The sequence below is a fragment of the Halomonas qinghailakensis genome, from assembly GCF_025820815.1.
GTDB classification, from domain to species: domain Bacteria; phylum Pseudomonadota; class Gammaproteobacteria; order Pseudomonadales; family Halomonadaceae; genus Vreelandella; species Vreelandella qaidamensis.
The window spans coordinates 1,248,440-1,272,942 of the sequence record NZ_CP096973.1 but is presented as its reverse complement, the minus strand read 5'-3'; the positions used below and the strand labels follow the sequence as shown (position 1 = coordinate 1,272,942).

Genomic DNA, 24,503 nt, shown 5'->3' with positions numbered 1-24,503 from the left:
CAGCGCCAACTACACTAAGCGGAGCCCTTGTTGATCACGCCAGGCAGCTTCCAAGGCATTTTCTAGCGGCGCTTTTAGATGGGTTGGCAGTGCATCATGCGCAGCTTGAAGTGTCTCAAATGACCGATTACGTAGCCAACAGTAGGCCCAAGCACAGGCTTCGGCGTCGCTTTGCGGGGTGGGACGAGCTGGCATTTGGTTGAGCAAAAACACCGCAGTGCGTGGTGCCCAAAGTGGCATTTCGCCTTGCTCGTCGAGACTCCACTGCTCAAGTGTGGCACCGCTTGGCGTTGCATCTGGAGTACCTAACTTTGCGACCCGTGCCGTTTCAGCCAAAATAAGCGCTAGTTGATCAGTGTCGGCTTGGCCGAGCGAACGCCACTGCCGCAACAACGCAGAAAGCCCGGCGCGCATCTTGGTATAAAAGTCATCTTGCGGCATGCTCAGTCGTTACTCCCGAGAAGATAAGTGAGATCAGTTATGGCGTTTGATTTTGTCACGCCCATTGAAAGGCGCTCTCCCAAAGGGCGCGCTTCCAAAGGGCATTATGCCTCGCAAAAGTGGCACCGCTACGATGCAAATGTACTGCCGTTGTGGGTAGCGGATATGGACTTTCGCTCACCGCAGGCGGTGATTGATGCGCTACATGACCGCGTTGAGCACGGTGTCTATGGCTATGGTGAAGTGCCTGCTACATTAACAGATACTCTTTGCCAATGGAGCGCTCGCCACTATGGATGGTCTATTCAACCCGAATGGCAGCAGTGGCTGCCAGGGGTTGTGCCTGCGTTGCACTTTGCAGCCATGGCGCTAACCAAACCTGGTGATGGAATCCTCACGATTGCCCCGATTTACCCACCATTCCTGGCCGTTGCCGAGCGCACAGGACGGCAGGCCCAGCAAGCGATGTTAGCTGAGCCGACCACCCCTGGCGAGCCTTGGCAGTTGGATATTGACGCGTTAGAAGCCGCAATAACACCGCAAACCCGCCTGTTGCTGTGGTGTCATCCGCATAACCCAACAGGGCGCGTATGGAGTGATCATGAGCTGACCAAGTTGGCCTCGGTCATTGAGCGGCATGACTTATGGGTCGTCTCTGATGAGTTGCACTGCGATCTGCTGTTAAACGAGGGAGCTTCTCATCGCCCCTTGGCTGTCATGTTCCCTGAACTGGCCAAACGAATCATTACGCTGTGGGCGCCGTCAAAAACGTTCAATCTTGCGGGGCTGACCAGTGCCTGTGCGGTAATCCCGGATGCTGCGCTGCGTAAGCGCTTTGCGGCGGCCACAAAAGGCTTTTTGCCGGACGGAAATGTGTTGGGGCTAGTGGCGGCTGAAACGGCTTACCGCGAAGGTGAGCCATGGCGTCAGGCGCTGTTAGCAGTGCTGCGAGAGCATCGCGCTACGCTGCAAGCGCGAGTAGCGCTATGGCCTGGGGTGACCATGAGCGCGCCGGAATCCACCTACCTTGCGTGGCTGGATATGCGCGCAGCAGGGCTAGGCGATTCGCCCGCCAAGGCGTTATTGGAGCGGGCGGGCGTAGCGCTTTCTGATGGGGCGGCGTTTGGCTGCCCTGGTTTCGTGCGGCTTAATTTTGGAACCACTGCTTCTCAGTTAGAAGCGGCATTGGCGCGCATGGATGCGTTGTTAAAAGTCTGATCAGTACGAATCAGTACGAATTCATCAGTACGAATTCATCAGTACAGCAGAGCAAATAGCTTGCGCCGATAGGTAACGGTTAGCGGATGATCGGCACCCAGAGCGTCGAAGACTTGCAGTAAGGTTTTACGGGCCGCGTCGTCGTTATAGGCGCGGTCATCCTTCATCAAGCCCAGTAGCCCCTCAAGGCCGGCTTCGTAATGGCTATCGGCAACTTGACGCAGAGCACGCTGATACCGCGCCTCACTGTCGTTGCGATCACCTAACGCGGCGATGTCTTCGACAGAGAGTGCCTGCTCGCTAAATTCGATGCTGGCTCGTACGCCGCGGGCGGGTGCCGCATCGCGCTCTTCAGGGGGTAAATTGTCGAGCACGCTGCGGGCATCATCGCCGCGTTTCTCAGCCACCAGTGCACGTGCAAGGCCAATCTGATAGGCGTAGTGCTCAGGATACTGGCTAATTAAGGTTTGATAGATTTCGCGCGCGCCTGCTGCATCGCCCGCTGCTAATGCCTCTTCGGCTTGATCTTCTGGACTAGGCGGTGCTTCACCTGGGGCAGGGAAGTAACGGTTTAACCACTCGCGCACTTCCTTTTCAGGTAATACGCCTTGGAAACTATCGACCAAACCACCTTGGCTAACGAGCTTAACATCGGGTGCTGAGCGTACGCCTAACTGACTAGCGATTTCCGGATTAACGTCAATATCCAGTTTGCCAAGCAGGAAGGCACCCGCGTACTCAACGGCTAACTTTTCCAACACCAATAGCAGGGCATTGCCACTGGCGTTTGAAGGCGAATAACAGCCCAGTAGCACGGGCACTTGCATTGATGCTTCAAGCACTTGCTGAATATTGCCAGCGTTAAGCTCAATAATCACTTCTTCGGGTGTCACGGAAGGGCGAGCTGTGCCCGCTTCTTCGTTGCCGGTATTAGCGGGTTCCGTAGTTAACGGATTGCCGGTACGGGGGTCAATAATGGACATGGCTAAGCTCTGCATCGCTTGAAAAGGATTACTACATGATATGCAGGCAATAGAAGAAGGATTCAAGGAAACGAAGGCAAATAAAGTAAGGCAGGTCGATGATCATTGGTACAGAAGCATCATGATGAAACGTAAATGCTCGCCAACTTGGCTACCCCTTTTGGCTAGTGGCAAAACGTCGCAGGTGTTTTTATATCTTTTCAGCTACTCTAATCGCATGAGGTTATTTGCTTAGAGGTTTTTGTTATGAAAAATAGTATGAATTATAGGTCTGGGTTTTCCTTTCGTGGGGCAGCTCTGGTCACGCTAGCAGGCTTAGCCATGAGTATGGCCACTATCGCTCAAGGGGAAGAAGCAGAAGCCTATCGAGAAACACAGCTTGGTTTGTATGTAACAGCCAAAGAAGCTTATGACTTATTACAGCAAGACGAGAATGCACTGTTAATTGATGTGCGTGATCCTGTCGAAATCAAATTCACAGGGTTTGCCGCTCCTACTGATATTCATGTGCCTTGGGTGCTAGCAGACCGCTCTGAATTCGACGCAGATAAAAAGACATGGCCTATGGTGCGCAACCCTGATTTTGCTGAACAAATTAAAGCTGCACTTGAAGCGCATCAAGCAAACGACGATACCCCCATCATTGTGATGTGCCGTTCAGGAGCAACACGCAGTGCACCAGCCGCTGATCTCATTGCAGAAATGGGGTTTTCAGACGTGTACTCCGTCAGCGATGGCTTTGAGGGTGGCACGCTGGCTGAAGGCGATTCAAAAGGCGTGAGAGCACGTGATGGTTGGCGTAATTCGGGGCTGCCCTGGAGCTATGAAATTGACCCAGATGTGGCATGGCACGAATGAAAAGCGGGTAAAGACAGGCACTTTAGTCAAGATCACACCCTATAACGAAAGACAAACAACGAGCAATCTACCTTCAAGGAGATAACGATGCGTAAAACATTACTCATGTCAGGTGCATTCGCGTTAGCGCTACCCCTGGTTGCTGTTGCAGATAACCATGGTGATGAGGGCGAAAAAGCTCTAATGATTCTCACCAGTGATGCACTGCAAACCCAAACGATGGCGATGATTTTAGGCAATGCTATGCGACAGCAGGGCACAGATCTCCACATTTTATTGTGTGATGCTGCTGGTGACCTGGCCGTAGATGGCTATGAAAGCGAAGAAGCAGTAAATACCCCGCCGAGCAACCCAGCAGGGCAAGTTAAGCCAGAAGGTATGCTGAAAATGCTGATGGGCGAGGGTGTTGGTGTGGATGTCTGCGCCATTTACCTGCCTAACACCGATCACAGCGAAGAAGACCTGTTAGAAGGTGTTGGTGTGGCTGCTCCTGGCCCGATAGCTGAAATGATGCGCGACCCTGCTATTCCGGTTTACAGTTTCTAACTATTAGCGCTATCGCTCGCAATAAAAGCCGCTGTTATCGAAAGATAACGGCGGCTTTTTTATTAGTGTGGCAGCTATAAGCATGCCGCCCGACCCTTCGATGTCAATGCAACTCCCCGAAACCACCGTACTGACGGCTTGGTCTCCTTTTGCAATACAATAAGACTTAACACAGTAAAATTGTCACCATCTATGACATTCACGGCAAATGGCTTGCCCTATGCTGGCATGGATAGCGTTATTAGCATAAGAAGAGTAAAAGCTAATATAAGTAGTGCGTTTTAAATAGCGTGTTAATAGTTCTGGATCGTTTGTTAAGCTTGCTAATAAGATATGTATAACAGACGTATGTCTGTTAGCCATACGTCAATGTTATTTACGTCTTCCTCAAATTACCGTTTTCTCTGTTTCATGTTTCAACTCGATTTCTACCACGCATTTTCGCTCGATAGAGGGCTTCATCAACTCGCTGGGCGATTAATTGGGAATTTTCTTGGGGGGCTCGTTCTGCGACACCAAAACTGGCGGTGACAGTTCCAATTTTTTCAAAATGGTAGGCAGCGACTGCCTGCCTTAGCTTTTCAGCAATATTTTTAGCGGCCTCCAATTGGGTTTGCGGCAGTATTATCATGAACTCTTCTCCTCCCCACCGACCATGAAGATCAATGCCGCGAATAGTGTCATTGACTAGCTTTGTAACCGTTTTCAAAACCTCATCACCCGCGTTATGACCAAATTGATCATTGACCTGCTTGAAATGGTCGAGATCGTACATAATCAGTGAAAACGGCGTGTCGTAGCGGGCTGTGCGTTCTACCTCATACGCTAATAAACGGCTGATCTCTTGCCGGTTGGTAATGCCGGTAAGGCCGTCAGTAATCGCCATCGTACGGACACGCTCTTCAGCTAGCTTGCGCTGAGTGATATCTAACAGTATCCCTGTCCATAAAATGGAGCCATCGACTTCCTTTTTGGCTGCCGAGCGGCTCTCTATCCAGCGAATAGAGCCATCTCCGTGGAGAATGCGGAACTCTGACTGAGCGTGCGCTAACTGCTTGGCGGTTTTTTGAATATTGGCTTCTACCATCGCGGCATCTTCGGGAAGTATGCGCGACATAATGGGGGCTGCTCCTGAACGATAAAGCTCCTCTAATGAAAGGCCTCCCAGCTCGACAGCCCCTTCACTAAAGTAAGGGAAGCTGCGTGTACCCTCTGGGGTCATGCGGTATTGATAAAGTGCGCCAGGAACCTGAGAGGCGATGCTTTGAAGCAGCTCTTCTTTATGCCGCAATCGTTCTTCCGTTAGTTTGCGTTTTGTAATATCACGAGCAATGCAGAAAATCAGGTTTTCTCCCTGATAAAGAACGCTATTGTTGCTGAGTTCTACATCGATAATAGCGCCGTCTTTGCGACGTTGCTGCGTATTAAAATGTTCGCCTGAATTATCGACAGTTAGCAACATCTGCTGTAGTTCACACTGGGAAAATTGTGTATCCCAGTCCCATACATAAAGTTCTTTCATCGCTTCGACGGTATAACCGAGCATATCGGCATAACACTGGTTCACACGGTACACGCTACCATTTTGTCTGAGTACCACCATGCCATCCCCAGACTGTTCAAACAGCGCGGACCAAAGTACAGCTTCTTCTGTTGGTTTTTTCATACTTAGATTCTGAATAATAAAGACTTTAATATTTGAATAATAAAAAAAAGTTTAATCTTAAATGGACGTCATATCAGCATATTATTGACGAAGCGTGTCATTTATTACGCTTGTCAGTGTAGGCACTTTTAATTAATCATGTGAAAAAAATTGCTTATAAACTATTCAGCAACAATCATCGACAGTATTGCCTAAAGTGATTTACCACTCTCCATTATCGATACGCATCTTATCTTTGACACCATAGTTGTAGAGGTAGCACCAAGCGCTGCCATGCCGAGTCTGGAAGATCTCACGGCAATAGGTGCCTGTTAACGGGGCGTGATGGCAATACTCTTCTAGCTGGTCAAGCAATGCCAACTGGTCGCTGTTAATTGCATAGACTTCTACTAATGCACCTTGGGAGGCTTTCTGCTTCGCTCCTGGGTAGGGGCCAAGGTCATACAGTGTCAGAGCGGTCAGGTAGTCATGACCTAACAGCGCTGCGCCGCCCAACCAGTGGTGGTTGCGTTGCCCACGTTTCAAGGTGCCATATACCGCGACGCGGGGGCACCGGGCTATGTCGCGCTTTAAGTTATCCATAAGAGTGCTCTTCAATGTAACGCGACCTGAAAAGAAAGATATAGCTGCTATTCATTCATGAGTTCCTTGCTTGTCATGCTGGCGTAGAGGATAAGATGCTAAGAATAAATTATGTGGTGCCGCCTGCTTTATGGAAATTAAATGATGAAAAAATTGATTAATCGTTTGCCCATGTACGTGAAATTTGCCCTAGTACTGACGTTACCACTGCTTGCCTTGGCGTGGTTTACAGTAAACGGGGTGCTTGACCGGCAAGCGGCGGTAAAGGAACTGCAACGGCTGCAAACGATGACAGCGTTGGCACAACATGCCGGTGATTGGATACATGAAATGCAGCGTGAACGGGGTATGTCATCCGGCTATTTAGCAAGCGAAGGTGAGGCGTTTGGGGAGCGCTTGAGCCAGCAACGTGCCGCAACCGATGTGGCTGCTGAGGCGTTTATTCAACAGCGTGAGGAACTAGACGGCAAAACGTTAAGTACAGCCGCCAGTGGCCAGCTTGATCAACTTATTCAACAGTGGCAGCGAACGGCTGAATTACGCCGTGAGGTCGATCAGTTATCCGTAGGGATGACATTAGCACTTAATCATTACACGGGTATTAACCACCAGCTGATGAGCTTAGTGGGATCACTTGCTCAGCAAACCAGTGAGGGGGAGATCAGTCGTCAACTTGCTGCGTATTTTAACCTTCTTCAAGCGAAAGATTTAGCGGGCATTGAACGTGCCATGCTATCGGCAGCGTTTAGCGCGGATGGTATGAGCTTTGAAATGCTGAACCGTTATCTCTCCTTATTGGGTGAAGAGGTTGCCTTTCTAACTGGGTTTCGCGCATTTGCTGCAGCAGAAACTCAAAAGCAGCTTGATGATGCCTTGAGCGGCCCGGAGATTGAGCGCTTGATTGAACGACGTGAGCTGGCTATTCAGCAGTACAACGTGGGCGGTTATAACGTTGATCCTAACGAATGGTTTGAGTGGCAAACTGTTAAAATAGGTCGCCTGAAAGCGCTTGAGAACAGCGTAGCCGAGGGAATAATTACAACTACAGCGGACATGCAACGTGCCGCTCAAAATGCCCTGTGGCGTTATATTATCATCTCGCTCTTAGCCACCATACTGGCTGTTGTGATGGCGATATTAATAGTGCGTACCCTGACTCGCCCTTTAACTGCCGCCCTGGCTAATATCTCTTCGCGCGGCAATGATTTAACGCAGCGGCTAGCGGTGCCGGGTTCAGACGAGCTTTCTCGACTTTACCGAGCCTTTAATGATGCTTCGGGAGATACGGAAGCGCTCATTGGAGAAATTAAGCGCAACGCGCAGTCGGTGGAGCTGGCCAGTGGTGAAATCGCCCAAGGTAACCAAGATTTAGCTCAGCGCACGGAAGAGCAATCGGCCTCGTTGGTGCAAACGGCTTCTAGCCTTGAAGAAATTACCGCCACCGTTCGTCAAACCGCTGAGAATGCCCATGAAGCGCAACGCATGACGAAGGAGGTTGCATCAGAAGCTGAAGACGCCTCTTCCATTGCGCAAAGAGCCCAGGAAGCCATGCGGCATATCCATGAATCCAGTGACCAAGTAACCACGATCATCGCGGCGATTGACAATATTGCCTTTCAAACTAATTTGTTGGCGCTGAACGCGTCTGTGGAAGCTGCCCGTGCCGGTGAGCATGGCCGTGGGTTTGCGGTTGTTGCCAGTGAAGTGCGCAAGCTAGCCAGCCGTAGTGCAGAAGAAGCGAACCAAATACGCCACTTAATTGATAACAACATCGCTAAAATTAACGAGGGCGAAAGCTTAGTAACGTCTACTAGCAGTACCTTGACGACCATTTCTGAGCGTGTTCAAAAGGTTGCACGGCTGATGGAAGAGATGGCTTCCGCTACGAATGAACAGTCCGCCGGTGTTGAGCAAATTAATAGTGCCATGGGTCAGTTAGAAGAGGTTACCCAGCAAAACGCAGCGCTTGTGGAAGAAGTCGCCGCTGCTAGCCGCTCGCTAGATGAACAAGCAGAAGAAATGTCCGGGAGAATCAGTAAGTACCACGTCGGGTCAGCCCCTTCGGAAAGCACCCCGCTTCTCAAGGCTGACTATCGTACCCAGCAGGCTTTTTAGTATCTCCTATACTCTGGGTTCATTTATTGTTTTTTAAGGTAATTTGCTATGAAAAAAAATGATTTACCCTCGGCAGCGGGCGATGTAGCGGAGCAGTATCCTGACATTTGGGAGGCTTATGCAGCGCTAGGTAAGGCCTGTGCTGAAGTTGGCCCGCTAGATGCGCGCAGCCGCCGCTTGATTAAGCTATCGCTGGCGATAGGTGCCCGTTCCGAAGGGGCGGTCCACTCCCATGTTCGCCGTGCCCTGGAGGAGGGTTTAAGCTCTGAAGAGCTTAAACAAGTTGCCATGTTGGCGATTCCTACGGCTGGGTTTCCGGCCGCTGTGGCAGCCTTGACCTGGATTGAGGACATTACCGATCCTCAGTAGCGGTTCCCCGCAATACTCGCCATGTGCGTATGTACATAAACACACAACCCGGGCCTAGGCCCGGGTTGTGTGCGTTTGTGACAGGATTGATGAACGTTGAGATTTTCCTGTTCTATAGATCTTACTGTTCTTTAGGTCTTACTGTTCTTGAGAGATTGCGTTTCGATATCTCTGTCGACAGAAGAAACATAGTACTCGTCGTCGAAGGCCCCTTCAGGTTCCTTGAGCCACACTAGGCAAATCACCCAGCTAATGAACGCGCCAGCAGCGATGATGTAGAAGAACTGCGAGGGGGTGACAAATGTAAAGATAGTCAGGTACACCACAGCACCCACGTTGCCGTAGGCACCTGCCATGCCTGAAATTTGCCCTGTGATGCGGCGTTTGATGGAGGGAATAATACCGAACGTCGCTCCTTCAGCTCCCTGCACGAAAATCGACGTGCCGATGGTCACTGCAATGGCCAGAATCAACGGCCAGCTTGAATTGAGCAATGCCATCATTAAGAAACCTACGCTAATGCCGAACATGTAGCACAGCATCACAAAACGCCGGTTACCCATGCGGTCAGACACCATACCGCCCATGGGCCTAGCCACAAGATTGACGAACGCAAACGATGCTGCGATCAGGCCAGCCGTGGCGGCATTGAGTCCCCAAGTCTCCTCAAAGAACATAGGCAGCATGGATACGACTGCCAGCTCCGCGCCGAAGTTTGCAAAGTAAGTGCTGTTAAGCGCAGCCACACTATTGAAGGAGTACTTATCATCTTCAGGTACTCCCTTGCGCAAAATTGGCAGGTTAACCCGCAGAATTTGTACAATTTGGTAGATCACAATCACGACGATAACGAGGTAGGCGATGGTGGCGCCAGTGACCGATAAGTAGCCCATGTACTGGATACGCCACACCAAAATGGCGAGTACGCCAACGAGTGGAATGGTCCAGATGATCAGCTTGATCATATCGGCCCAAGAGCTCACTTCCATGGCTGCCGTTTTACGTGGTTTGCGATGGGAGCTGGCATCAGGACCATCAGTGATCGCGAACCAGTAATAGACGCCGTAAGCCGCCATCACGATGGCACTTTGAGCAATTGCCCAACGCCAGCCGTCGGGCCCGCCGTACATGCTTAGAGCAATGGTCGGGAGCGACATGGCCGCTACTGCGGAACCAAAATTGCCCCAGCCAGCGTAAAAGCCCTCGGCAAAGCCGATGTCCTTGGGCTTGAACCACAGCGCGGTCATATGGATACCTACCACGAAGCTGGCACCGATCGAACTCAGCACTAAGCGGGCGACCAGTAGCTGGGTCATGCTATCCCCGAAGGCGAATGCCAGTGCCGGTATCGACATTGTCACCATTAGCACTGAAAACACGCGACGCGGACCGAAGCGGTCCAATGCCATGCCAACAATAATACGCGCAGGGATGGTCAACGCGACGTTGCAAATGGCGAATAGCTTGAGGTCGTCCGGGGTCAGCCAGTCGACGCTCTTGAGCATACTCGACGCCAGCGGCGCCATGTTGAACCACACGTAAAAGGTAATAAAAAAGGCGATCCAGGTCAGGTGCAAAGCCCGGATTTCAGGGCTGCGAAACTTGAATACAGAGGAAACTTTCATGGGCGTCTCATCCTGTGTCCCAAGGGTGGTTTAGGGCTGCTCAAGGACTGGGCAGGATCAATAAAGGACATTCGGCGCGTCGAGCCAGGAAAGAGCTGACACTGCCGAACGTCATGTAGTCGAGTTCATCGACAAAATACGTCAACGACTTGGCGATGATGCCACCGTCTGGTTGATGGCTATGACGGGCAATCACCAGCAGGTCTGGCGAGAGTTTCTGAGTTGCTTGCAGCAGCATCTTGCGGGCATCTCCCTCGGCTAGCAGCAGCTCTGCTTCGAAACCCTCGCCGGTAGCGAATGTCACGCCTTCTTGAAGGTGCTGTTTAAGCTCGTCACGCTCTTGTTGAAAGAGCGTTTCGTTGTTGTCGGTAGCGTCGAGAGGGTTTTCAACGACACCGACGAGTACCAGCAGGGGTTGGTTACAGCGGAACATATTGACGACTTGAGCAAGCGCCAGCTTAGCGTTTCGCGAACCGTCGTAGGCGATCATGATTTTCATGGTGTCCTCCCGCAGTGGGGTAGGGGATCAAGACCCGGCGCTTAGCGCCGGGCGTAAAGATTAGGGGTTCTGAACATAGGTCAGGGGTTTTTAACGTAGGCACCCTTGCGCAGGTAGAACCACCAGTTAATAACAAGGCAAATCGCGTAGAAGGCCGCGAAACCATACATAGCCAGTTCCGGTGTGCCGGCTTGAATTTGTTCGCCCATGACCCGAGGGGCGATGAAAGCGCCATAGGCGGCAACGGCAGAGGTCCACCCCAGTACCGGGCCTTTCTGTTGCTGATCGAAAATCACGCCTATGCTGCGGAAGGTTGAACCATTGCCAATGCCGCTGGCGGCGAATAGCACAATGAACAGCAGAAGGAATATCCAGAAGAATTGGTTGGGGTCAGTGGCGTTATAGGCCAGCATCATCACATAGCCGGTGGCCATAGAGGCGACCACCATAACCGCAGAGATAAGTTGGGTGACGATTGAGCCGCCCACCTTGTCGGAAATCCAACCGCCCAACGGGCGTATCAGTGCACCTACAAAGGGGCCTATCCAAGCCCATGTTAAGGCGCTGGGGGCCTCTGGATTGGCTACGCGGGTGAGTGAGCCATCGGCGGCCACTTCCATCATATTGCCGAAGATAACGTTAATAGAGAGGGGCAGTGCCGCAGAGAAGCCAATAAAAGAGCCGAAGGTCAGGATGTAGAGAACCGTCATTGACCAGGTGTGCTTATTGGAAAATATCGCGAACTGCTTCTGAATATTGGGCTTAATGTCGCCTGGAATCAGGCGCAGCAACACCAGAGTTAGCACAATGGTTAGCGGCAGAGCAATCCACATATTAAGCCAACCGAGAGCCAGCATGCCGATGATCGCAGTCACTAAACCTACGCCATAGAGCCCTAATATTTTACTGAAAGCCGCCAGCGGAGAGCCGGGGTTGGGGGTAATGGTGCGCAGGTTATTCATTCCAAACCAGCCGGCGAACGCTAAAGGAATCAGGAATACGAGCCAGATAAAGCCAGCATTCTGAATCCATGTGTCGGTACCTGCTTCGATGCGGCCAATTAAGGTGCCACTGGCGCTTTGCAGCTCTAGCGGAGCACCAGCAAGAGCGCCGAAAATACCAACGGTCATTACCAGCGGGATGACGATCTGCATGGTGGTAACGCCAAAATTGCCTAGCCCCGCATTCATACCCAGGGCATAGCCTTGCTGCTTACTGGGGTAGAAGGTAGAAATATTGCTCATTGAGCAAGCAAAGTTACCGCCCCCGATGCCAGAGAGTAGTGCCAAGGCTTGGAATACCCAGAACGGCGTGCCTGGGTTCATAAGTGCAAGCCCAGTACCCGCGGCAGGGATCATCAATAGGGCGGTCGTTAAGAAAATGGTGTTACGCCCGCCAGCAATACGGATCATAAACGACGCTGGAATACGCAGTGTGGCACCAGCAAGTCCGGCAAGCGCCGTTAGGGAAAAAAGTTGATTAATCGTAAATGTAAAACCGAGGTTTTGCATTTGAGTGGTGATCATTCCCCACATCATCCAGACAGCAAAGCCCATCAGCAGGCTAGGGATGGATATCCACAGGTTGCGGTTAGCGACCCGTTTGCCTGTTTGTTCCCAGAAGTGGGCGTCCTCGACATCCCACTTCTCAATGTCGGCGTTTCTTTTGCTCATGGCGGTTTCCCCTTGGCATTAAACCTTTCTGCAAACAGCTATTAACCGGCAAGATACGCCTGAGAGGAGAGTAGGGAAACCAGGGGAAAAGGCTCGAAAATCAGCGACATACCACTTGAGAGGTAGTCGCTGAGAGAGATAAGCTAATTGATTTTAAAGAGAAAAAATCAGAGGGGGTAAAATTAAAACAGTGTAAAAGTACCCAAGAAGTCTTTGGAGGTAACCACTCAGAGTCGGCTAGTGATCCAGTCCTTCTTGCACTGCCCAAACAGCGGCTTCGACACGAGAGCGTAGGTTAAGCTTTTTGAGTAGATGCTTAACGTGGACCTTGACGGTTCCTTCGGTAATATCCAATTTGCGTGCGATGAGCTTATTAGATAACCCGCCCGCCAGTTGCTGGAGAATTTCTCGTTCGCGCTGCGTCAGGCTGTGAACGTCGGGGGTAGTGGGCGCATTGCGTTGATTACGCAGCGCTTCGGCCAGCAATGCGGTTAGGCTTTCACTAATCACCATACGTCCTAGGGCTGCTTGGCGCAGTTGGCGAACCATGTCTTCTGGTTCCATATCTTTTAGTAGATAGCCGTCTGCCCCGGTGCGTAGCGCAGAGACAACATCGTCTTCGTGATCAGAAACAGTAAACATTACCACTCGGCCGCTGTAGTTAGCTTCTCGTAGGCGGCGTAAAGCCTCTAACCCGTTCACGCCCGGCATGTTTAAATCCAGTAATACCAGGTCGGGTTCCATGGAAAGCGCCAGCGCAATGCCCTCTTCAGGGTTGCCTGTTTCGCCAACTAACTCAAGGTCATCTTCAAGCTCTAGCAGCTGAGCTACGCCACGGCGTAGCAGTGGATGGTCATCGATGATCAGCAGACTGGCAGGTGAATCGTTAGCGGTTGTCAGCGTCATTATGAAGCCCCAGTACCAAAATGAGAGTCGGAGTCAGCCGCAGTGGGCTGCTGTTGGATCAAGCGAGCAGTTAATGGGGTAAAGACAAGCTCTATGCGGGTCCCCCCGGTGGGGCGGTTAGCAATGCTTAGTTCTCCATTCAGGGTGGTCGCTCGGTCACGTATAATCACCAACCCATAGTGCATCGGTGGCGAGCTATCGTCTTCCAGCCCGATACCGTCATCTTCAACACGTACAAGCAGCTGAGCATCGGCAAAGCGCACGGTAACCGCCGCCCAATGAGCTTGGGCATGCTTATGAGTATTGGCCAGCGCTTCACGAATGATTTGCAGCACGTGAATATCTTCATTGGGGTTCAGTAAATAAGGCGGTACATCGTAGTTCAGTTCTACGGTCGCCCCCATTCGCTGGGTAAATTCATCAACGGTTTGACGCAAGGCAGATTGAAGGCCTGGCCCTTCAAGCTTAAGCCTGAAGGTAGTTAGCAGTTCACGCAGTTGGCGATAGGCGCTGTTTAAGCCGACACGTAGTTCATCAAACACGGCTGCTTGAGCCTCTTTTGTGGCATCTTTTTGCTGCATGCGTTCGAGTCGAGCGACCTGCATCTTGAGGTACGATAACGACTGAGCCAATGAGTCGTGCAGCTCTCGGGCGATGATGGTTCGTTCGTTAATCAGCGTGACATGCTGCTCCTCTTCGATGCGTCGCTGAAGGTACACTGCCGTGGCGAGCTGGTCGGCTAAAATAGTGAGCAGCCGACGCGTACTATCGTTGAGGCGTTCGTTTGGATACCACACCTCCAGAGTGCCTAGCAGCGTGTCACCTACGCTGATAGGTAACAGCAAGCATTGTGCTTGGTCGCTGGCCATGATCTCTAGCGGGCGGGGGTCTATCAGACAAGCATGGCAATGTTGATCGCGACAATACTCTGGCCGAGTGCGTGAATGGGTTTCTAAAACGGGCATTTCCCGCTGATCAAAAGGGTCGTTCAGAGATAGTCGTATCGGCCCAAGCGTCAGCAGTTCTTCTAATTCACGTAGCATAGGCGCTGCGCTGGAACACAGGTCATTACCGCCACCATAAAGTGAACGACTGGCATCATGCATCACCCGCATCGCCTGGTTGCTGCGCTCAAGCTCCAGTTTCTTGCGCGATACCTTGTCTTCCAGCGCGGCATAGCTAGAGGCCAACTCAGCAGACATCGTGTTGAAGGTGTCGCCAAGTAAAGCCAGCTCGTCGCTGCCGCGAATCTGCGAGCGCGGTGTAAAGTTACGTTGTGCTGCCTCCCTGGCGAGCACCATCAGCTGACGCAATGGCAACACCAAATTGTGGCGAACGTCGTAAAGTGAAATCAACACCACAATGGCGATCAACACAAGAAAGAGCACTTGCATCAAGCCCAGCAGCCTTACCTTCGCTTCGGTGCTGTTCTCAAGCTGCGTTACGAGGATCTCAATGTCGCTGACTAGGGTGGCGATCATGCTATGGAAAGCATCCAACGCGATACCATCACCAGTAGGAGCATCTTCAAGAGCAGGGCTAAGCGTGCGTTGCCAGTAGGTCTGAATTTTTTCTAGCTGATGACGAGCCTCATGGTGCTCATCAAGGGGGATGCTTTGTTCCAACGCGGCGCTGTATAACCGCTGATCGAAACGGGCCACTAAAGTTTCGAGCTGTTCTACGCTGTTGAGCCGCTCTTCATTCGTCTCTTGTGGGCCATACTCAACGCGCTGCAATGCTCCCATAATCTGGTAGGCGTTCATGCGTAAAGACCCAGCAACGTTAATGGCAGCAGCATCGCCACGGGTACTGTTGGACATTGCCATGGTTAGGGTGATGCTAATTAGTGCCATCCCGCTAATTGCTAACAGAGACGCAATAATGCGAGCTACGAGGGAGCGTTGCAGTAATTTCATGACGGTTTCGAAAACGCACAAGTGCTAGAAAAGTGTGGCATTGACTGGCTCTCGATATGGGGGCTATTACTTTGGGGTTAGCCCGTCTACCTCCGATGCTTTTTGACCTAAACCCGGCATTTAACGACAATTCTGGCACGTCTTCTGATGTCTTCATACCCTCGCCGGGAAACACCATGCTTTCACCTACGCCACCTTCGTCACTGAAGACATCAAAAGAGCCAGTCAATGGCTACCAGATGCTGGTAGCCATGCTATTGATGCCGCTGGCCAGCGCGTTAGCGGTAGCCAGCTGGACACTGTATACCCTGCTCGCTATTCATCCTGTCTACGTGCTGTTACCGCTGGGTAGCGGTGCCCTATTGGCCTGGCCTGCATGGCGGTTGGCTCGCCGCAACAGCACGTGCCGCCTGATGCAATGGCTGCTGTTGGGGCTGGCGCTGGTGCTCATTGGGTTTGGGGTGGCCAATCAACCTGGTGAATTTCTGCTGGTAGGAGGGGGGTTAGGGGTGGGAGGTGCTGTTATTGCCACTGGCATCGCCCATGCCAACGGTTGGATGCCTGGCTGCCTGAAATGCTTATTAATAGGACTCTTCCTGGCCATCGCGGCAGGCGTGGGATTTTCTTTACGCATGGAACCCTTAGTGGTTCAAGCCTATGGTTGGCGGGCCGCACCTCTGAGCCTGCTCATTCCATTAATCATGATAATGCTGCTGTTATGGCTGTTTGTCGAGTCACCTGAATAATGCCATCAACTCATTTAACCAACTAACGATAAGGCGCTTTTTATGACCATAGCGACATTTTCCGATCTACTGCAAGAAGCGCGTCAGCAAGCGAAGCCCCAGCGGTTGCTATTTGTGTTCGTTCACGCTGAGCTGCCCGATTTTCCTGATGCTGAACAGCGTCGCCGTTTCGAACAGGGCGAGGGCGGTGTGCTGGTGCCTGTCGTCTGCGTGGACAAGTCGATAGATGAACTGAGCAGTATGGCGGCGTTGGTTGAGGAGTCTCGGCGTACTGGGTTTGAATGGGATTTGGTATTTGCGGCGGCCATGGACGACCCTGCCGATGATGCCGACGTTGAACGTCAGCTTCAGCGAATGACCGAGTCGTTACAAATGGGCAACATTACCTCGTTCATTGCTTTCGATCATCAGGGCGATGCCGTTAACGTTGGCTGAGGATGTTCCGTGGAGCACTATTTTGTCATCAAGCATCTGCATGTCACGGCTGCGGTGTTGAGTATTACGCTTTTTGTCGTGCGCGCATGGTGGTCAGTGCGAGAAAGCCCTCGGCTCAACGCGCGCTGGGTTAGGGTGCTGCCCCATCTCATCGATACTGCTCTGTTGGGGCTGGGGGTCACCTTACTCATGCTGCTCTCTATATGGCCCTGGCAGCTTCCTTGGCTTGGCGCCAAACTGCTGGCATTACTGGCGTATATCGGTATTGGTACCTTTGCGATTAAACGTGGGAAAACACCCCAAACGCGCGCGGTTGCCGCCCTGGTAGCTATCGTTTTATTTGCCTATATGGTGGGGGCCGCTATTCGCCACAGCCCACTTTCCTGGTTAGCGTGACGTTATCCGCGCCTCTCCTGATGCATATCAGGGTTAAGCGCCCTCACAGTGCTTAGCATCGAACTCGGTCGTTTACATAGACCCCTGTGGTGTTCGCCATTGATTCCTTTATGTAGGAGTGCGTTTAGTGTCATTGCTACCGTTTGCTGTTCCAAGGCCATCTGCAGTGCTGCCGCTACCGATAAACCTTGAACATTTGATTCGTCTTCTTGATCCGAAGGTGCCTTTTATTATCAAGCAGCGTGTGGTCGAGTCTTTACTTAACCATACGTTTGCTGAGCCTCTTCAAGAAGGGGAGTTCGATGTTTTAGAAGGGCGGCGTATTACGCTAGCCATTGCCGATTTAGGGATAGCGCTCAGCTTGACGTTGGAAGCCCAGCGTTTGGTCGTGTGCCGTGAACTTGGCGAGGCAACTATTCGTGGTGGCTGGCGCGAATTTTTGTGTCTGGCGACGCGTCGCGAAGACCCCGATAGCCTGTTTTTTCAGCGCCGCTTAGTCATTGAAGGCGATACGGAGCTGGGACTGACGCTGAAGAACCTACTTGATGGACGTGAAGAGAGTTTCGCCCAAGGGCGCTTGGGGGAGGTGTTAATAGGGCTAGAGAGGTTTGCGCGCAGGGCATAATGTCATCGTCTCCAGCCTCGCTGGATGTTTAATAGGTGGCCTCGGTCCTTCGCCAAGGCCACTTGTTATCAAGCCGCGTCGAGGGGACGTGAGGGGCCGAAGTGCTCAAAGTGGCGGCGGTCTGCGCTAATGCCCAGCTCAGACAGCGCACTATTAATGGCGGTCATGAAACCCTGGGGGCCAACAAAATAGCAGCGTGCCATAGGCCCAGGCAGGTAGTCGGCTAATAAGGAGCGGTCAATACGTCCGTTATGATCGGCACGGTTTCCGCGTTCATGAATAGTGACCGCCTGAAGACGTTGGGGGTAGGCCGCTTTTAAAGCGTCAAGCTCGCCATTGAAAGCGTGGTGATCGGCGTCTAGGGCAGCGTGTAAATAGACAACCTGACGCCCTAGCGCCAGCGCATGGCGTGCTATGGGTAGCAGGGGTGTTTGACCGACGCCTCCGCTGGCAAGCAGCAGCGGTTCGTCACCTTCTACCAGCGTCAAATCACCTGCGGGGGGAAGCAGCTCTAGGCTATCGCCTAGTTGCAGGACATCGTGGAAATGACGGCTGGCTTGCCCCTCTGCTTCGCGTTTAATCGAGATGCGATAGCTCCGACCATTGGGAATATCCGATAGGCTGTAATGGCGATAGACCTGTTCACCGTTGATGGTCAGGCGCACACCGATATATTGGCCAGGCTCATGGTCAGCCACGCTGCCACCATCTTCGGGTTCCAGAATAAACGAGCGGATTAAGATGCTCTCCTGCTGGGTGCTGGCAATCTTAAACCGGCGTGTGCCCCGCCAGCCGCCGGGTCGTTGCTCGAATTCACGGTAACGCTGGTCTTCAAGATCGATTAAAAGAGCAGCGAGTTCGTTATAAAGTGCTCCCCATGCATCGGCAATGGCGGGGGTAACGGCATCGCCAAGGACATCACCAATGGCTGCTAATAAGCATTCACCCACAATGGGGTACTGCTCTGGAAGAATACCCAAAGAAACATGTTTACTGACCACAACGGCCAACGTGGCGCGTGCTTGAGCAGGGTTATTGCGTAGTTTTACATAGGCCAATACCGCGTTAGCTAAGGCGCGTGGCTGGCCTCCGCTTTGCTGATGAGTCTCATTAAAGAGCGGTTTGACCTCAGGGTAGCGGGTAAACATTAACGGATAAAAATGCTGAGTAATGGCGTCCAGATGTTCTGCAACCACGGGCGCCGTCGCATTAATCAGCTTTTCCTGTTCAAGTGTTAGCACGGGTAATACCTCTTTTCTTTAAGATGCTTTATAAATGCATCTTAAGGTCTAGAAGGAATAAATGCCACCTGTGTCGCCAAAAGATGCATTTTTGATACCTGTCATGGTTTTTGAAGATTGCAAAGCGCACAATGCTATTTCCAAGTAATTCAGTCGGGATTCTGCCATGCCAACGATTACCTCATCCCAGCCAGCCTCCACGTGTAAGCAGCTCCCCTTGGTGCGACTGGCGTTTCGTCCTTTCTTCCTACTGGCCGCGCTGTTTAGCGTGCTATCTCTGCTGGTGTGGTTAGCTTTTTGGCACGGCAATATGTTGTTACGCCCCTACGGCGGGCTGATTTTTTGGCATCAACATGAAATGCTATTCGGCTTTGCGGCAGCAGTGGTTGCAGGTTTTCTCTTGACCGCTGTGCGCAACTGGACCGGGATACCGAGCTTAAATGGCGGCCCGTTGATCGCGTTAGTGGTGTTATGGCTGTTAGGTAGGCTGCTAATGGCCTTTCCGATAGTCTTTTCTGTAGCGTTACCGAGGTGGCTGATAGTGATCGTCGACCTCGCCTTTCTTCCCGTCGTTGCTATCGTTATGGCGACGCTAGTAGTGACCGCAAAACGTTGGCGTAATTTAATTTTTGTCCCCGTGCTTATGCTATTTGCGATGGCGAATCTGGCGATGCACGTGGGGGTGGTCAACGGCGATCCCGAGATGATTCGCCAGGCTGCCTACTTAGCGGTGCTGTTGATCACATTGATGATGACCTTAGTGGGCGGGCGGGTCATTGCCATGTTTACTGCTAATCGTCTCAAGCGCCCCAAACCAGCGCCTATTCCACTACTTGAAGTGGCTACACTGGGCAGTACCGGCGGTGTTGTACTCTTGCAACTGGCCATCTTGCTAGGTGTTGCCGTTCCTGTTGCATTCATGGGTGGAACAATGCTCTTCGCGGCCTTGGCTAACACGCTACGGATGGCACGCTGGGGTGGGCTGCATAGCTGGCGCGAACCGTTGCTATGGGGATTGCATGGCAGCTATGCCTTCATCCCGTTGGGGCTTGTCATGTGGGTGTTAGCACTGATGGGGCTAATACGCACTGAACTTGCGATTCATGCCCTGAGCATTGGGGGAATGGGTGTCATGATGCTAGCCATGATGGCTCGGGTGTCACTCGGCCATACCGGTCGGCCAATACGCACCTTGCCGGGCATCGGCGTAGCGCTAGGGTTAATGCTAATAGCGGCCGTTATGCGCTCCCCTGTGTTGGCGCTGTTTCCCCAGATCACCCACTGGACTTATACGCTAAGCATCACCTTCTGGTGTGTGGCCTACGTTATCTTTCTGGCGCACTACACGTTGCCGTTAATGCGGGCGCGCGTCGATGGGCAGGAGGGCTAGGTTTTCAAAGGCTGGTTTTCAAGGACTGGTTTGTAAGGACTAGTTTTGAAGGACTGGTTTTGAAGGACTAAGCGCTGAGGGTAGGAATACGCATAAGACGCGCCAGTTCAGGTTGCTGGTTGCCCAGCAGGTCAGCCAGCGTATAGCGGTCGAGGACGTCTAGAAACGCGGATAATGCCTCTTTAAGAATCGGTTGAAGACGACAGGCGGGAGTAATGATGCAGGCATTATCGCTATGAAAGCACTCGACTAATGCCATGCCATGCTCCATCTCGCGCACCAGCTCTCCCAGACCAATAGTGGCGGGGTCACGCGTTAACAGTAAACCGCCATTTTTGCCACGAATAGCCGTGACGTAGTGTTTCTGGCTAAGCTCCTGAACGATTTTCATCAAATGATTGCGCGAAATTTGAAAGGTGTCGGCAATTTCATGAATGGTGGAGCGCTCTTCTCCCTTAGCGGCAAGAAAGATCAATACGCGTATTGAATAATCAGTAAATCGAGTGAGCTGCATGGAGGTTACGTGGCTCCGAGAGTAGTCAAGCTGATAAAGAGTATGTTGTATGAATGTTCAGTAGGTTGCAATCTTGTTGAGGTGAAATGTCGGGTGGCCCTGCCATACGGCAAGGCCATTTAAACGGAAAAGCGACCTTGGCGTGATGGCGCTTTTCCGTTGCGTTAGCTAGCGACGGTGCGGGTATTGTCCATGCCTGGTCGGCCATACCAGTAGCCGTCGCAGATCTCTGCATCCACCACGCTTAATGGGTCAGGGGGAGGCAGCCTATTTTGGCGGGCTTGGTCGAAGGCCTTAACTATCTCTGCCATACCTTCCGCCCGTGGGCTAAGGCGTGCTACTGACACGCCCATGGCGGCCATGTCCGGTAGTTCGTAACGAAGATCCTGACAGGCGCTTGAGAGGGTTTGTATGCCGTTGAGGGTGAAAACATCGCGAGACTCTTGGGAACGTAGTACTAAGCCTTCAGGATACTTTTGGCAAACAAATTTGCAGCGATCTTTGGGCGTTTGATGGCGTCGCGCGGTAAAACAGCGTGATGACCAGGCGAGTGGCAAGTGGCCGTAGGCAAACACCTCGCAGGGCTGGCTGACACCTGCCTGATGGCAGTCGGCGATCAGCTGGGCCAAGTCCTTTTTAGACATTTCTACCGGTGCTTGCCAGCGCTGCATCCCAGTGCGCTTCATAACGCCCAGCGTTGCGGGGTTATAAAGATTCAGCGCAGCCCCAGCGATAAACGGTAGCCCAGCACACGAAAGGCGTTGTAAGGCGCTTTGGTCGTTGGCTTCTACGATGAAGTCGCCGTTGTCGCAGAGCTTGCGCAAGTCGCGCAAATCGGCCTCAGATTCAATCAATGTTTGGCTGGCGAGCACCACTTGCTTGCCCGCTTGGGTAAGCTCGCGCCCAATGCCAAGCCAGTCGTCCAGTTTCATATCGCGACGCCTGGAGCAGACGGTCTCGCCTAGGGTAACGATCTCCACCGGCCAGTCGGCTGCTTCGCGGTAGAAATTGGCGTAGCGCTCTCGTGTCCAGTAGAACAGTACCGGGCCCAGGGACAGTTGCAGAGTCGGGGTAGACATGGAGAGCTCCTATTTCCAGCGTCGCTCGTAGGCGCCTAAGGTAGTGGTAGCACCTTCGGAAAGCTCGGCAAGGCCAGCCATCCAGGCATGTTCTGGTTGAAAGCGTCCAGGCGCATCTTCAAGACGGTCCAGTGCTTGACGCCAAATGCCGGCTACTTTAGACACATACGCGGGACTGCGCTGGCGGCCTTCAATTTTAACTGCGCTAATACCCAGTTCACGCAATTCGGGCAACAGTTCCAGGGTGTTGAGGCTAGTGGGTTCTTCAATGGCGTGATAGGTCTCACCGCCCACCTCAAAGCGGCCTTTGCACAGGGTGGGGTAGCCTGCGCGTTCACCTTCCGCGTAGCGGTCAATAAGCACATTGTTAAGCCGCGATTCTAGACCTTGGGGCGTCTCTTCCCAGCGAACATGCGCCGCAGGTGAGCAGACGCCTCGCGTGTTGGGTGAATCGCCGGTGAGGTAGGAAGAGAGGTAGCAGCGGCCTTCCGCCATAATGCATAAGCTACCAAAGGCAAACACTTCGAGTTCCACTGGCGTTTGCTTGGCTAAGTCACGTACCTGGGTGATAGATAACACTCGGGGCAATACGGCACGCGTGATGCCAAAGTGGTCATGGTAGAAACGTAGTGCTTCATGGCTGGTTGCCGACCCTTGTACCGACAGGTGTCGAGCCACGTTAGGGTGGCGCTGGGCAGCGTAATCAAGTAGCCCCATATCGGCTAGAATTAAAGCATCGACGCCTAGGTCGGCCGCCTGATCCACGGCGCGGGTCCACTGTTGCCAGCCATCGGGTTGGGGGTAGGTGTTAATCGCGCAAAGTATTCGTTTGCCGCGTTGATGGGCGTAGTCGATCCCTTCGCGGGCGCGCTTGTCGGTGAAATTTAGCCCAGCAAACTGGCGCGCATTCGTCGCATTTTGAAAACCGAAGTAAACGGCATCGGCTCCTTCATCCACCGCACGCTTCAAGGCGGGCAAGTTGCCAGCAGGGCATACAAGCTCCATTGCGAAGACTCCTTAAGATGAAAACCTGAGCATAGTAGTCGCCTATTGTTTGCCTCCCTTTGACTCAGGTCATTATGAGAAGGCTTTCAAAGGGGACGGAACGCCGCAGGGCCATGCGATGGATGCAGGTTTTTTTAAAAACGTATACTGTATGAATATTAACCAGCGCTTGCTGCGCCTACCGCTAGAGACCCCGTTAATTATGCAAGACGAGCCGTTGTTCAACCGCCCCCTGGTAGAAAAGTATGACCGGCCAGGACCCCGCTACACCTCCTACCCGACGGCGCCACAGTTTCATGCGGCGTTTGCCGAGGATGACTATCGCAGCGCCGCCGAGCGCAGTAATCAGGCTGAAGAACCAAAGCCACTGTCGGTTTATGTACATATCCCGTTCTGCAAAAGCCTGTGCTACTACTGCGCCTGCAATAAAATCATTACTCATAACACCGAGCGGGCAGCGGAGTATCTTCAGTGGCTAAGGCAGGAGATTAGCGTTCAAGGAGCGCTGTTCGATAGCACGCGACGAATGACGCAGCTTCACCTAGGGGGCGGCACGCCCACTTATCTGAGTAACGCTCAGTTGGGCGAGTTGATGGCGACATTGGATGATGCCTTTCATTTTGCCGCGCCTGAAGAGCGCGAGTTTTCGCTAGAAGTAGACCCGCGCACAGTAACCCCCGAGCAGGTGTATGAACTGTTCGCACTAGGGTTCAATCGGTTGAGCTTCGGTGTGCAGGATTTCGATCACGAGGTGCAGCAAGCGGTCAACCGCGTGCAGAGCGAAGAGCAGGTGGTCTCGCTGGTTAAGGCCGCCCGTGACGCTGGCTTTGAATCAGTCAGTGTGGATTTGATCTATGGCCTACCGCTACAGACGGTGGCCAGTTTTGATACCACGCTGAGCAAGATTATTGACCTACAGCCAGATCGCATAGCCGCTTATAGCTACGCTCATTTACCGGAATTGTTCAAGGCTCAGCGATTGATCCGCCCTGAGGATATGCCGCCGCCAGAGCGCAAGCTGGAGCTGTTGGAGCTAACGATTAATCGCCTGACCGCTGCTGGTTACGTCTACATCGGTATGGACCACTTCGCTTTGCCGGATGACGAGCTGAGCGTGGCCCGTGAAAATGGCACGTTGCAGCGTAACTTTCAGGGCTATTCGACCCACGCCGACTGCGACATGATTGGGTTAGGCATCACCTCCATCGGCAAGGTGGGGGATACCTACAGTCAAAACGTGAAAGAGACGGCCCAGTACCAGCACCGACTGGACGAGGGGCGTTTACCGGTCTTCCGTGGCTATCGCCTCAGCGATGACGACATCCTACGTCGTGATGTCATCAATACCCTGATGTGTCACGGCCATCTTGAGTTCGCTGCTATCGAGGCTCGCCACGGCATTGAGTTTGGCAGTTACTTCGCCAAGGCATTGAAGGAGCTGGAAGAGATGGCCGACGATGGCTTGATTGCCTTGCGCAACGATGAAGTCGAGGTGTTGCCGGCGGGCCGGTTAATGATCCGCAATCTCGCCATGGCGTTTGATGCTTACCTGACGCCGAAGGAAAATCGCTACTCGCGGACCGTATAATGACATGGGTAGCCAGTGTCTATTCCTTAACGTTTTCTGCTCTATCACCTTGGGGGTAGATGGGGTGTATATGGAGGTAATCACGCA

24 protein-coding genes are annotated in these 24,503 nt (G+C 52.5%); 11 read left to right on the top strand and 13 right to left on the bottom strand.

Annotation, left to right across the window (positions count from 1 at the left end; translation table 11 throughout):
• Window positions 1–9 precede the first annotated feature (9 nt).
• Entirely contained in the window at window positions 10–441 is a 432-nt protein-coding gene (locus M0220_RS05920) for a hypothetical protein (RefSeq protein ID WP_030074604.1), read from the bottom strand.
• A 39-nt stretch (window positions 442–480) separates the two neighbouring features.
• Between M0220_RS05920 and M0220_RS05915 the strand changes: the two genes are divergently transcribed.
• Entirely contained in the window at window positions 481–1,659 is a 1,179-nt protein-coding gene (locus tag M0220_RS05915) for a MalY/PatB family protein (protein WP_264018938.1), read from the top strand.
• A gap of 38 nt (window positions 1,660–1,697) precedes the next feature.
• Here M0220_RS05915 and M0220_RS05910 read toward each other — a convergent pair whose 3' ends face one another.
• Complete coding sequence (locus M0220_RS05910) at window positions 1,698–2,642, bottom strand: co-chaperone YbbN (protein WP_264018937.1); 945 nt, start codon at window positions 2,640–2,642, stop codon at window positions 1,698–1,700.
• 258 nt (window positions 2,643–2,900) lie between these two features.
• Between M0220_RS05910 and M0220_RS05905 the strand changes: the two genes are divergently transcribed.
• Both M0220_RS05905 and M0220_RS05900 read left to right on the top strand, forming a co-directional pair.
• On the top strand, window positions 2,901–3,500 hold the full coding sequence (locus tag M0220_RS05905) for a rhodanese-like domain-containing protein (protein WP_232222409.1): 600 nt from the start codon (window positions 2,901–2,903) through the stop codon (window positions 3,498–3,500).
• A gap of 87 nt (window positions 3,501–3,587) precedes the next feature.
• Entirely contained in the window at window positions 3,588–4,046 is a 459-nt protein-coding gene (locus tag M0220_RS05900) for a hypothetical protein (protein ID WP_030074594.1), read from the top strand.
• A 409-nt stretch (window positions 4,047–4,455) separates the two neighbouring features.
• Here M0220_RS05900 and M0220_RS05895 read toward each other — a convergent pair whose 3' ends face one another.
• Window positions 4,456–5,712 (bottom strand): sensor domain-containing diguanylate cyclase, encoded by a 1,257-nt coding sequence (locus M0220_RS05895; protein ID WP_051690207.1) that lies wholly within the window; start codon window positions 5,710–5,712, stop codon window positions 4,456–4,458.
• Window positions 5,713–5,913: 201 nt separating this feature from the next.
• Window positions 5,914–6,294, bottom strand: a complete 381-nt coding sequence (locus M0220_RS05890) for a gamma-glutamylcyclotransferase family protein (RefSeq protein WP_030074590.1) — start codon at window positions 6,292–6,294, stop codon at window positions 5,914–5,916.
• Between the two features lie 141 nt (window positions 6,295–6,435).
• On the opposite strand from M0220_RS05890, the gene M0220_RS05885 reads away from it, so the two are divergent.
• Together M0220_RS05885 and M0220_RS05880 are read left to right on the top strand one after the other, a co-directional pair.
• Window positions 6,436–8,409 carry a methyl-accepting chemotaxis protein gene (locus M0220_RS05885; RefSeq protein WP_030074587.1) on the top strand — a complete coding sequence of 658 codons (1,974 nt, stop codon included), beginning with the start codon at window positions 6,436–6,438 and terminating at the stop codon, window positions 8,407–8,409.
• 48 nt (window positions 8,410–8,457) lie between these two features.
• Window positions 8,458–8,778 carry a carboxymuconolactone decarboxylase family protein gene (locus M0220_RS05880; RefSeq protein WP_264018936.1) on the top strand — a complete coding sequence of 107 codons (321 nt, stop codon included), beginning with the start codon at window positions 8,458–8,460 and terminating at the stop codon, window positions 8,776–8,778.
• A 131-nt stretch (window positions 8,779–8,909) separates the two neighbouring features.
• Here M0220_RS05880 and M0220_RS05875 read toward each other — a convergent pair whose 3' ends face one another.
• From M0220_RS05875 to M0220_RS05855, 5 genes are all read right to left on the bottom strand, one after another.
• Window positions 8,910–10,403, bottom strand: a complete 1,494-nt coding sequence (locus M0220_RS05875) for an MFS transporter (RefSeq protein WP_264018935.1) — start codon at window positions 10,401–10,403, stop codon at window positions 8,910–8,912.
• Between the two features lie 40 nt (window positions 10,404–10,443).
• A complete protein-coding gene (locus tag M0220_RS05870; RefSeq protein WP_030074581.1) occupies window positions 10,444–10,902 on the bottom strand; it encodes a universal stress protein in 459 nt (152 codons plus the stop codon).
• A gap of 80 nt (window positions 10,903–10,982) precedes the next feature.
• Window positions 10,983–12,575: an MFS transporter gene (locus tag M0220_RS05865; protein WP_030074579.1), complete on the bottom strand. Its 1,593-nt coding sequence runs from the start codon at window positions 12,573–12,575 to the stop codon at window positions 10,983–10,985.
• A 237-nt stretch (window positions 12,576–12,812) separates the two neighbouring features.
• Entirely contained in the window at window positions 12,813–13,481 is a 669-nt protein-coding gene (narL, locus tag M0220_RS05860) for a two-component system response regulator NarL (RefSeq protein WP_030074577.1), read from the bottom strand.
• A complete protein-coding gene (locus M0220_RS05855) occupies window positions 13,481–15,397 on the bottom strand; it encodes a type IV pili methyl-accepting chemotaxis transducer N-terminal domain-containing protein (RefSeq protein ID WP_264018934.1) in 1,917 nt (638 codons plus the stop codon). Before M0220_RS05855 ends, narL begins: the two co-directional genes overlap by 1 nt.
• A 176-nt stretch (window positions 15,398–15,573) precedes the next feature.
• Between M0220_RS05855 and M0220_RS05850 the strand changes: the two genes are divergently transcribed.
• The 4 genes from M0220_RS05850 (at window position 15,574) to ubiT (ending at window position 17,599) form a co-directional block, all read left to right on the top strand.
• Window positions 15,574–16,143, top strand: a complete 570-nt coding sequence (locus tag M0220_RS05850) for a hypothetical protein (protein WP_232222408.1) — start codon at window positions 15,574–15,576, stop codon at window positions 16,141–16,143.
• A 42-nt stretch (window positions 16,144–16,185) separates the two neighbouring features.
• Window positions 16,186–16,578: a ribonucleotide reductase subunit alpha gene (locus tag M0220_RS05845; protein WP_264018933.1), complete on the top strand. Its 393-nt coding sequence runs from the start codon at window positions 16,186–16,188 to the stop codon at window positions 16,576–16,578.
• 9 nt (window positions 16,579–16,587) lie between these two features.
• On the top strand, window positions 16,588–16,974 hold the full coding sequence (locus tag M0220_RS05840) for a SirB2 family protein (RefSeq protein WP_264018932.1): 387 nt from the start codon (window positions 16,588–16,590) through the stop codon (window positions 16,972–16,974).
• A gap of 127 nt (window positions 16,975–17,101) precedes the next feature.
• A complete protein-coding gene (gene ubiT, locus M0220_RS05835; protein WP_051690206.1) occupies window positions 17,102–17,599 on the top strand; it encodes a ubiquinone anaerobic biosynthesis accessory factor UbiT in 498 nt (165 codons plus the stop codon).
• Window positions 17,600–17,667: 68 nt separating this feature from the next.
• Here the strand turns inward: ubiT and hmpA are convergent, their stop codons facing one another.
• Window positions 17,668–18,840, bottom strand: a complete 1,173-nt coding sequence (gene hmpA, locus M0220_RS05830) for an NO-inducible flavohemoprotein (protein WP_264018931.1) — start codon at window positions 18,838–18,840, stop codon at window positions 17,668–17,670.
• A 166-nt stretch (window positions 18,841–19,006) separates the two neighbouring features.
• Here hmpA and M0220_RS05825 point away from each other — a divergent pair, with 166 nt between their 5' ends.
• Window positions 19,007–20,230, top strand: a complete 1,224-nt coding sequence (locus M0220_RS05825; RefSeq protein ID WP_264018930.1) for an NnrS family protein — start codon at window positions 19,007–19,009, stop codon at window positions 20,228–20,230.
• 67 nt (window positions 20,231–20,297) lie between these two features.
• Here the strand turns inward: M0220_RS05825 and M0220_RS05820 are convergent, their stop codons facing one another.
• The 3 genes from M0220_RS05820 to ubiU all read right to left on the bottom strand — a co-directional run bounded on the left by M0220_RS05820 (window position 20,298) and on the right by ubiU (window position 22,828).
• Window positions 20,298–20,744: an Rrf2 family transcriptional regulator gene (locus M0220_RS05820; RefSeq protein WP_030074561.1), complete on the bottom strand. Its 447-nt coding sequence runs from the start codon at window positions 20,742–20,744 to the stop codon at window positions 20,298–20,300.
• A gap of 164 nt (window positions 20,745–20,908) precedes the next feature.
• Window positions 20,909–21,823 (bottom strand): U32 family peptidase, encoded by a 915-nt coding sequence (locus M0220_RS05815; protein WP_030074559.1) that lies wholly within the window; start codon window positions 21,821–21,823, stop codon window positions 20,909–20,911.
• A 9-nt stretch (window positions 21,824–21,832) separates the two neighbouring features.
• Complete coding sequence (gene ubiU, locus M0220_RS05810) at window positions 21,833–22,828, bottom strand: ubiquinone anaerobic biosynthesis protein UbiU (protein WP_030074557.1); 996 nt, start codon at window positions 22,826–22,828, stop codon at window positions 21,833–21,835.
• A 202-nt stretch (window positions 22,829–23,030) separates the two neighbouring features.
• Here ubiU and hemN point away from each other — a divergent pair, with 202 nt between their 5' ends.
• Window positions 23,031–24,416 (top strand): oxygen-independent coproporphyrinogen III oxidase, encoded by a 1,386-nt coding sequence (gene hemN, locus M0220_RS05805; RefSeq protein WP_264019196.1) that lies wholly within the window; start codon window positions 23,031–23,033, stop codon window positions 24,414–24,416.
• Window positions 24,417–24,503 lie beyond the last annotated feature (87 nt).

What these genes read in the sequence shown, in the direction of transcription:
- M0220_RS05855 (WP_264018934.1), bottom strand. Translation starts at nt 15,397, where the DNA reads ATGAAATTACTGCAACGCTCCCTCGTAGCTCGCATTATTGCGTCTCTG.
- M0220_RS05900 (WP_030074594.1), top strand. Translation starts at nt 3,588, where the DNA reads ATGCGTAAAACATTACTCATGTCAGGTGCATTCGCGTTAGCGCTACCC.
- M0220_RS05825 (WP_264018930.1), top strand. Translation starts at nt 19,007, where the DNA reads ATGCCAACGATTACCTCATCCCAGCCAGCCTCCACGTGTAAGCAGCTC.
- M0220_RS05850 (WP_232222408.1), top strand. Translation starts at nt 15,574, where the DNA reads ATGCTTTCACCTACGCCACCTTCGTCACTGAAGACATCAAAAGAGCCA.
- M0220_RS05890 (WP_030074590.1), bottom strand. Translation starts at nt 6,294, where the DNA reads ATGGATAACTTAAAGCGCGACATAGCCCGGTGCCCCCGCGTCGCGGTA.
- M0220_RS05915 (WP_264018938.1), top strand. Translation starts at nt 481, where the DNA reads ATGGCGTTTGATTTTGTCACGCCCATTGAAAGGCGCTCTCCCAAAGGG.
- M0220_RS05875 (WP_264018935.1), bottom strand. Translation starts at nt 10,403, where the DNA reads ATGAAAGTTTCCTCTGTATTCAAGTTTCGCAGCCCTGAAATCCGGGCT.
- M0220_RS05815 (WP_030074559.1), bottom strand. Translation starts at nt 21,823, where the DNA reads ATGTCTACCCCGACTCTGCAACTGTCCCTGGGCCCGGTACTGTTCTAC.
- M0220_RS05910 (WP_264018937.1), bottom strand. Translation starts at nt 2,642, where the DNA reads ATGTCCATTATTGACCCCCGTACCGGCAATCCGTTAACTACGGAACCC.
- M0220_RS05905 (WP_232222409.1), top strand. Translation starts at nt 2,901, where the DNA reads ATGAATTATAGGTCTGGGTTTTCCTTTCGTGGGGCAGCTCTGGTCACG.
- M0220_RS05870 (WP_030074581.1), bottom strand. Translation starts at nt 10,902, where the DNA reads ATGAAAATCATGATCGCCTACGACGGTTCGCGAAACGCTAAGCTGGCG.
- ubiU (WP_030074557.1), bottom strand. Translation starts at nt 22,828, where the DNA reads ATGGAGCTTGTATGCCCTGCTGGCAACTTGCCCGCCTTGAAGCGTGCG.
- narL (WP_030074577.1), bottom strand. Translation starts at nt 13,481, where the DNA reads ATGACGCTGACAACCGCTAACGATTCACCTGCCAGTCTGCTGATCATC.
- M0220_RS05895 (WP_051690207.1), bottom strand. Translation starts at nt 5,712, where the DNA reads ATGAAAAAACCAACAGAAGAAGCTGTACTTTGGTCCGCGCTGTTTGAA.
- M0220_RS05920 (WP_030074604.1), bottom strand. Translation starts at nt 441, where the DNA reads ATGCCGCAAGATGACTTTTATACCAAGATGCGCGCCGGGCTTTCTGCG.
- M0220_RS05885 (WP_030074587.1), top strand. Translation starts at nt 6,436, where the DNA reads ATGATGAAAAAATTGATTAATCGTTTGCCCATGTACGTGAAATTTGCC.
- M0220_RS05820 (WP_030074561.1), bottom strand. Translation starts at nt 20,744, where the DNA reads ATGCAGCTCACTCGATTTACTGATTATTCAATACGCGTATTGATCTTT.
- M0220_RS05845 (WP_264018933.1), top strand. Translation starts at nt 16,186, where the DNA reads ATGACCATAGCGACATTTTCCGATCTACTGCAAGAAGCGCGTCAGCAA.
- M0220_RS05865 (WP_030074579.1), bottom strand. Translation starts at nt 12,575, where the DNA reads ATGAGCAAAAGAAACGCCGACATTGAGAAGTGGGATGTCGAGGACGCC.
- M0220_RS05880 (WP_264018936.1), top strand. Translation starts at nt 8,458, where the DNA reads ATGAAAAAAAATGATTTACCCTCGGCAGCGGGCGATGTAGCGGAGCAG.
- hemN (WP_264019196.1), top strand. Translation starts at nt 23,031, where the DNA reads ATGCAAGACGAGCCGTTGTTCAACCGCCCCCTGGTAGAAAAGTATGAC.